This is a genomic window from Micromonospora sp. CV4 (genome assembly GCF_003667455.1).
GTDB lineage: Bacteria > Actinomycetota > Actinomycetes > Mycobacteriales > Micromonosporaceae > Micromonospora.
Map to the genome: position 1 here is coordinate 1 of NZ_RCVI01000447.1, position 7,043 is coordinate 7,043.

A 7,043-nucleotide genomic window follows, 5' to 3' on the forward strand; every position below is an offset into this window, starting at 1 on the left:
GGGCAGGGCCAACGGCCGTGCCGCGCCCAGCCAAGCCCGGACGACCACCGGCCCGACCCTGCCGCGCCCGGCCGCGCCCCGCCCGGCCGAGCTGCCGGTCGAGCTGCCCGTCGAGCCGGCGGCGGTGCCCGTCGGCACGGGCACGGGAGAGCAGCGGTGAAAGCATTCCCGAGCCGGTCAGGCAACCTGACGGGCGGCCCGGCGCGTCCCTACCACGTGCGACCTGACGACCTGGATGATGCGGTGCGGGAGACCCTCTCGCACCAGGTCGCCGTCGCACGCCCACTGAGCGCCGACCCGGCCGGCCAGGCCATCCGCCGGGCGAACCGGATCCGGCGCCGTCGCACCGCCGGTGGCCTCGCCCTCGCGGCTGTCGCCACCGTGCTGGTCAGCACCGGCATGGCCCAGCTCGGTGACGGCTCCGGCGGGCAGGGCACACCCATCGTCGTGATCGGTGACCCGAACCCGTCGGCCCGACCGATTCCCTCGGCCACCGCTGCGCCGGCGCCTCCGCCCGGGACGTCCGTCGACCTGCTCGTCAACGGGACGCTGGTCAGCGCGCAGGGTGCGCGGCTGGAGCTGCCCGGCGTCGGGCCGGCCGAGGCCGCCCACCTGCTGCCCGGCGGCGCCGGTTGGTTGGTGGTCGGAGCGCCGACCGCCGCCGGCCGTTCCCTCTGGGTGGCGCAGCGCGACGGGCTGGTGCAGGTGCTGCTGGCCGGGGCGGGCGCGATCGTCGTGGCACCCGACGGCCGCCAGGTCGCCTGGCGCGACGGCACCGGCCTACTGGTGGCGGGGGTGGTCGGCACCCAGCTCATCGGGCCGGTGCGTACGGCCCTGCCCGCCGACGCGGAACCGGTCCGGTTCGTCGGCGACAGCGTGCTGGTCCGGCTCGACCCGGACCGCGCGGGCCACGCCCTCTGGCGGCCGGGCGCCGAGCTGACCGTGGGAGCCGACCGGAGCACCCTGAGCGTCTACGGCCCGCTGCCCGACGGACGGCTGGTCGGCCAGGTCGCCGCCGGCGACACCGACGGGACCTGCCTGGCCGTCCTGGACCCGAAGCGTGACCTGAAGCGGCTCAGCACCGGTTGCGGCCCGCAGCTGAGCCAGGACGGAGTCGGCGGTATCTCCACGGACGGCCGGTGGCTGCTGGTGAACGGGCGGATCGGCAAGGCGGACCAGGCACTGTTGGTCGACCTGCGCCAGCTCGGACCGGACCTGACCGTCGTGCCGGCCGGGCCGCCCGCGAACGGCGCGATCGCCTGGAAGACCGACTCGGACGCCACCTACGTCGACGGCGCCGGCCAGTTGGTCCGGGTCGAGGTCGGACGGGTACGGGCCGGAAAGCAGGCCCAGGCGGTCCCGGTGCCCGGCGTGCAGCCGGGGAACCGGCCGGTCGTGGTGACGGGCTCCTGACCGCTGCACCCGTTGTGAGCGGGCAGGCCTCGACAGAACGGGGCCGGATGGCGCTGGGTAGCGTCGGCTGATGACCTCGCGTACCGGCCCCGCTCCGCGCATCGACCTGCACGCCCACTCGACGGCCAGCGACGGCACGCTGAGCCCGGGCGAACTGGTCCGCGCCGCCTCCCGGGCGGGGCTGGACGTGCTGGCGATCACCGACCACGACACCACCGCCGGTTGGGCGCCGGCCGTGCGGGCGCTACCGCCCGGGCTGCGCCTGGTCCGGGGCGCGGAGCTGTCCTGTCGGTGGTCGGGCGCACAGCCGGCGGTGCCGCTGCACCTGCTGGCGTACCTGTTCGACCCGGACCACCCGGAGCTGGCCGCCGAGCTGGCCCGGGTGCGGGCCGCCCGCGAGGAGCGGGGCGAACGCATCGTCGCGCTGCTGCGCGCCGACGGCGTCGACGTGAGCTGGCCCGACATTCTGACCGGCGCGGGCGGCGGCACGGTGGGCCGGCCCCACATCGCGCAGGCGCTGATCCGGGCCGGCCTGGTCGGCAGCACCGGGGAGGCGTTCGGCCCGGACTGGCTGGGCGAAAAGTACCGGCTGCCCAAGGAGGACATCGACGTGTTCCGGGCGATCGGGCTGGTCCGGGCGGCCGGCGGGGTACCGGTCTTCGCTCATCCACGCGCCACCCGACGCGGCCGGGTGGTGCCCGACGAGCTGATCGCCGAGCTGGCCGCCGCCGGGCTGGCCGGCCTGGAGGCCGACCACGAGGACCACAGCCCGGCCGAGCGGGCGCACGTACGGGGGCTCGCCGCCGAGCTGGGCCTGCTGGTCACCGGCTCCTCGGACTTCCACGGCACGCACAAGACCGTCCAGCTCGGCGCGTTCAGCACCAGTGCCGAGGCGTACGAGCGGATCGTCGCTGCGGGGGTGACCGAGGTCGCTTCGGGCTGATCCGGGTCGCGGCCCACAACGGCGCGGCTAGGTTGATCACGTGGATCTGAAGCTGTTCGGCGAGGTTTTCGTGACCCTGCTGGTGATCACCGACCCGCCGGGCATGATGCCGATCTTCCTCGCGCTGACCGGCCCGCTGCCCGCCCGCGACCGCAACCGGGCGGCCTGGCAGGCCGTCGCGCTGGCGCTCGGCGTGATCGTGATCTTCGCGGTTGCCGGGCAGACCCTGCTCGACTACCTGCACGTGGACCTGCCCGCCCTGCAGGCCGCCGGCGGCCTGCTGCTGGTGCTGGTAGCCCTGGAACTGCTGACCGGCAAGGCCGACGACCCCAGCCAGCAGGTCACCTCGAACATCGCCCTGGTGCCCCTGGGCACCCCGCTGCTGGCCGGTCCCGGCGCCATCGTCGCCACCATGCTCTTCGTCCAGCAGGCCGACGGGCTGGGCGACTTCACCGCCATCGCCGCGGCGATCCTCGCCGTGATGGTCGCGGTCTGGATCGTGCTGCGTTTCTCCGGCGGCATCGTGAAGATCCTGCGGCCCGGCGGGATCGAGGTGCTGACCCGGATCGCCGGCCTGCTGCTGGCCGCCATCGCCGTGCAGCTCATCGCGGACGCGGTGGCCGCCTTCGTCACGCAGTACGTGAACATGACCTGACCCGGCTCCCCCGTGCTGTCGGGGGTGGGTGGCAGGATCGCAGGCGTGCGACGATCCTCCTCAGCCGGACGACCGGCCGCCGGCGGCCGGGCCCCTCAGCAGCGCGCCGGTGGCGCCGAGCAACTCGGCTTCGAGGGCATGCCGGAGCGGCTGTTTGTCTGCACCCCGAGCAAGCTCGGCGCGTACGCGGACTGCCCGCGCCGCTACCGCTACTCCTACGTCGACCGGCCGGCCCCGCCGAAGGGCCCGCCGTGGGCGCACAACTCGCTCGGCGCCAGCGTCCACAACGCCCTGAAGAACTGGTATGCGCTGCCCGCCGACCGGCGCCGCCCCGAGACGCTGGCCACCCTGCTCAAGGGCACCTGGGTCCGCGAGGGCTACCGCGACGACGAGCAGGAGCGGGCCGCCTACCGGCGGGCGTTGGGCTGGCTGGAGGCGTACGTGGAGACGCTGGAGCCGGAGGCCGACCCGCTCGGCGTGGAGCGGGTGGTGGCGGTCAAGACCGCCGTGCTGGCCTTCAACGGGCGGGCCGACCGGATCGACTCCCGTCCTGGGCCGGACGGTCCGGAGCTGGTCATCGTGGACTACAAGACCGGCCGCACCGGGCTGGACACCGACGACGCCCGGGGCTCGCAGGCGCTGGCGCTCTACGCGTACGCGGCCGAGCGCGTGTTCCGCCGCCCGTGCCGGCGGGTCGAGCTGCACCACCTGCCGACCGGCACGGTCGCGGGCCACGACCACAGCGTCGATTCGCTGGCCCGCCAGTTGACCCGCGCCGAGGAGACGGCCCGCGACATCATGGCCGCCGAGCGGACGGTCGCCGACGGCGGCGACGCGGACGAGGCGTTCCCCGTGGCGCCCGGCCCGCGTTGCGGCTGGTGCGACTACCGGCGGCACTGCCCGACCGGCGCGCAGACGCCGGGCAAGGAGCCGTGGGCGGCCGTGGACCGGCCCACCGAGGGCTGACGCCGCTGGCGGGGCCGGGTCAACCGGCCAGCGGGGTGGCGGTGAGGCGCTCGGCCCGCTGCTTGGCGGCCTGCAGGATCGGCCCCTCCCGGTAGCGCCGGGGGACCGCGCCGAGCGCCAACCGCAGGGTGCGCAGCGTCAGGTCCGCCGACAGGGCGGTGGTGGGCAGCCCGAGCCCGCCGTACATCCGGCGAGCCCACGCCGGCAACAGCGCGAGCGCCGTGCCGGCGACCCCCAGGTACGCCCAGCGTGGTGGCCCGAGGGTGAGCCCCAGCCGGGCCGGCAGGCTGAGCTTCCACGGCAGCGGCGGGGCGGTGAGCAGGAGCGCGGTCTCGGCGGCCGCACGGGTCATCCGCAGCTCCGGCCGCACCGCGCGGTAGTACTCCGCCACCTCTTTCGCGGTGCCCGGGACGGTGGCCGGGTCGAGGCCGACCAGGGCGGCCGAGCGGCGCTGCTCGGTGTAGTAGCCGTCCACCTCGTCGTCGGTGAGCGGCAGACCGGCCCGCCGGGCCGTGCTGAGGAACGACTCGACCTCGGCGACGTGCACCCAGCGCAGCAGGTCCGGCTCGTCGATCCGGAACTCCTCGCCGGTGTCCGGGTCGGTGGCCCGCAGCCGGTCGTGCAGCCGGCGCAGCCGGGCCCCGGCCGCCTCGGCCTCGGCGGTGGTCCCGTAGACGGTGGTGGCCACGTAGGTGGCGGTGCGCACCAGGCGGCCCCAGGCGTCGGTGCGGTAGTTGCTGTTCTGCGCGACCCCGGCCATCGCCCGCGGGTGCAACGCCTGGAGGTAGAGCGAGCGCAGGCCGGCTACGACCAGGATCGGCTCGTCGTGCACTTTCCACGTGACCGAACCCGGACCGAAAAGGCCGAGGTCATCGGAGTCCACCGCCCAAGAGTGCCACGGCCCGGCCGACCTCGCCGGTCACCCCGCCCGGAGCGCGGGAACCGGTCAGCTGTCGGCGGAGCGGCGAGCCTGGCAGGCCGGGCAGAGACCCCAGAAGGTCACTTCCGCCTCGTCCACCTCGAAGCCGTGCGCGACGCTCGGCGCCAGGCAGGGGGCGCTGCCCACCGCGCAGTCGATGTCGGCGATCTCGCCGCAACCCCGGCAGACCACGTGGTGGTGGTTGTCGCCGGCGCGCGCCTCGTACCGGGCGGGACTGCCGGCCGGCTCGATCCGGCGGGATAGCCCGGCCCGGGACAGCGCCCCCAGCACGTCGTAGACCGCCTGGGTGGAGACCGAGTCGAGGCGTTCGCGGACCTGCCGGGTGATCTCCTCGACCTCCAGGTGGCCGCCGCCGGCCAGCACGTCGAGCACCGCGAGGCGCGGTCGGGTGACCCGCAGGCCCCTCGATCGCAGCAGTTCCTCGGCACCGGACATGCGCCAATGACAGCACGCGCGACGGGTGCCGACAACCGGCGTCCGGCCGGGGTGGCCGTGGACACAGCCGCCGGCGGCCGGATCGCGGCGCGGTGAACCCGATCGAGGCGCCGCGCGTGTTCCCGGTCGAGAGCCCGGGGCGACCGGCGAACGTAGGCTGGCCAACCCGTGACCGTGATCCACCTGGAGGGTGTCGATGTTCGAGGAGATCCAGGGTCTGCCGGTGCACGTCCTGGTGGTCCACGCGGTGGTCCTGTTCGTGCCGCTGCTGGCGGTGCTGGCCATCGCGTACGTGGGGCTGCCGCGCTGGCGGCACCGGCTGGACTGGGCGGTGGGCATCCTCGCCGTGGCGGCGCCACTGACGGCCTTCGTGGCGATCCAGTCGGGTGAGGCGTTCACCGACGCGCTGGTCGCCCGGGGTTTCCAGGGCCCGATCCTCGACCAGATCTTCGAGCACTCCCGGTACGGCGACATCCTGTTCCGGATCGTGGTGCCGCTCGGGATCGTGGCCGTTCTGCTGCTGGTGGCGACCAGCGGGCATCCCCGGGTGCCGCGGTTGCCGGCGCTGGTGACCCCGGTGCTGGGGGTGGCGGTCGTCGCGCTCTCCATCGCAGCCCTGGTCTACGTCTACCTGACCGGCCACTCCGGCGCCGAGGCCGTCTGGGGCACCACGCTCTGACCGTCGGTCACGGCGTGGTCAGAAGATCACCCGCGAGCAGAGCAGGCAGACCAGCACCACCAGCACCACGCCGACCGCCGCGCCGAAGCCGTAGGTGATTCGCTGGGCGCGCTGCTCGGCCGCGTCCAGGCCGGCCATGTCCTGCGGCGGCAGCCGCCGGGGCGGCGCCGGCTCCAGGTGTACGGGTGGACGCCAGCCCGCCGGCGGCGGCACGCTCGGCGGCGGGCCCTCGTACCCGCTCGCGGGCGCGGCGGCGGCCTGCTCCGGTGCTCCGTCGCCGCCGGTCCCGGGCCGCCGCCAGTAGTCGTCCGGGGTGCTGCCACCGCTGGGGGTCGTCACGCCGTCCGACGCTACCAACGCGGCCGGCGGCTCGGTCGTTTCTGGCCGGCGCGCCACCGTCCGCCACCGGTCCGCTGCCGTCGGCTGCGCTAGTCTTGCCGCTCGTGAGCACCGAGGACCCCGGCACGCAGGGCGCGCGCGGCGACGACGACCGCACCGTCGACCTGAGCGAAGACTTCGTGGTGCTGCCCGAGCAGACCGCCGACGACACCGACCGCGGCTGGGGCGAGCGGCCCGGCGGCAACGACGACTGGCTGCTCGCCGAACGCCCCCCGCACTGGGGCTGATCCCGCTCCCGTCCGGTCGGCCTGGCCGCCGCGTCGAAAGCGGGCGGCGCTGGTGGCGTGCCCGGTCAACCGCGGACGACGATGGCGAACCGGCTGCCCTCCGGCAGCCCGACCGCGCGTTGTGCCTGGTCGGGGCGGAGCGCCAGGTAGAGCGCCGACGACCCGTCGGTCGCGCCGGCACCCAACACGTCCAGCACCAGCGCTCGGGTGGCGAGCAGGGCGGCTTCGGCGCCCGTCCCACCCGGCGGCGCCGCGAGCAGGTCGACCCGGGCACCGGGTCGGACCACCGCCAGCGCGGCCGGCTCGGCCAACCGGACCGGCACCCCGACCGCGCCGCTGGGCAGCGGCAACGGACCGGACGCCGAGGCCCCGTCCGTGGTTGCGCC

At 75.4% G+C, this 7,043-nt stretch carries 9 protein-coding genes and 1 pseudogene; 6 read left to right on the top strand and 4 right to left on the bottom strand.

Annotated features, from left to right (window positions below; translation table 11 throughout):
• The first annotated feature begins 243 nt into the window (after window positions 1-243).
• The 4 genes from EAD98_RS30325 to EAD98_RS30340 all read left to right on the top strand — a co-directional run bounded on the left by EAD98_RS30325 (window position 244) and on the right by EAD98_RS30340 (window position 3,977).
• Window positions 244-1,413, top strand: a complete 1,170-nt coding sequence (locus tag EAD98_RS30325; RefSeq protein ID WP_233584037.1) for a hypothetical protein — start codon at window positions 244-246, stop codon at window positions 1,411-1,413.
• A gap of 70 nt (window positions 1,414-1,483) precedes the next feature.
• Window positions 1,484-2,356, top strand: a complete 873-nt coding sequence (locus EAD98_RS30330; protein WP_121657366.1) for a PHP domain-containing protein — start codon at window positions 1,484-1,486, stop codon at window positions 2,354-2,356.
• A gap of 40 nt (window positions 2,357-2,396) precedes the next feature.
• Window positions 2,397-3,011, top strand: coding sequence for a MarC family protein (locus tag EAD98_RS30335; RefSeq protein ID WP_089017854.1), 615 nt, complete (start codon window positions 2,397-2,399; stop codon window positions 3,009-3,011).
• 45 nt (window positions 3,012-3,056) lie between these two features.
• Window positions 3,057-3,977 carry a PD-(D/E)XK nuclease family protein gene (locus EAD98_RS30340; RefSeq protein ID WP_121657367.1) on the top strand — a complete coding sequence of 307 codons (921 nt, stop codon included), beginning with the start codon at window positions 3,057-3,059 and terminating at the stop codon, window positions 3,975-3,977.
• A gap of 19 nt (window positions 3,978-3,996) precedes the next feature.
• Here the strand turns inward: EAD98_RS30340 and EAD98_RS30345 are convergent, their stop codons facing one another.
• Window positions 3,997-4,860, bottom strand: coding sequence for an oxygenase MpaB family protein (locus tag EAD98_RS30345; RefSeq protein ID WP_121657368.1), 864 nt, complete (start codon window positions 4,858-4,860; stop codon window positions 3,997-3,999).
• Window positions 4,861-4,923: 63 nt separating this feature from the next.
• A complete protein-coding gene (locus tag EAD98_RS30350; RefSeq protein WP_121657369.1) occupies window positions 4,924-5,352 on the bottom strand; it encodes a Fur family transcriptional regulator in 429 nt (142 codons plus the stop codon).
• Between the two features lie 196 nt (window positions 5,353-5,548).
• On the opposite strand from EAD98_RS30350, the gene EAD98_RS30355 reads away from it, so the two are divergent.
• Window positions 5,549-6,031 carry a DUF2231 domain-containing protein gene (locus EAD98_RS30355; protein WP_121657370.1) on the top strand — a complete coding sequence of 161 codons (483 nt, stop codon included), beginning with the start codon at window positions 5,549-5,551 and terminating at the stop codon, window positions 6,029-6,031.
• 18 nt (window positions 6,032-6,049) lie between these two features.
• Here the strand turns inward: EAD98_RS30355 and EAD98_RS30360 are convergent, their stop codons facing one another.
• Window positions 6,050-6,370 (bottom strand): hypothetical protein, encoded by a 321-nt coding sequence (locus EAD98_RS30360; protein ID WP_121657371.1) that lies wholly within the window; start codon window positions 6,368-6,370, stop codon window positions 6,050-6,052.
• A gap of 104 nt (window positions 6,371-6,474) precedes the next feature.
• Here EAD98_RS30360 and EAD98_RS30365 point away from each other — a divergent pair, with 104 nt between their 5' ends.
• The gene (locus EAD98_RS30365) at window positions 6,475-6,657 is read left to right on the top strand and encodes a hypothetical protein (protein ID WP_074316562.1); all 183 of its coding nucleotides are present in this window, start codon (window positions 6,475-6,477) and stop codon (window positions 6,655-6,657) included.
• Window positions 6,658-6,722: 65 nt separating this feature from the next.
• Here EAD98_RS30365 and EAD98_RS30370 read toward each other — a convergent pair.
• A pseudogene (locus EAD98_RS30370) lies at window positions 6,723-7,043 on the bottom strand (flagellar biosynthesis protein FlgA); the annotation flags it as partial.

Coding starts and splice junctions, on each gene's coding strand:
- EAD98_RS30350 (WP_121657369.1), bottom strand. CDS start 5,352: ATGTCCGGTGCCGAGGAACTGCTGCGATCGAGGGGCCTGCGGGTCACC.
- EAD98_RS30355 (WP_121657370.1), top strand. CDS start 5,549: ATGTTCGAGGAGATCCAGGGTCTGCCGGTGCACGTCCTGGTGGTCCAC.
- EAD98_RS30330 (WP_121657366.1), top strand. CDS start 1,484: ATGACCTCGCGTACCGGCCCCGCTCCGCGCATCGACCTGCACGCCCAC.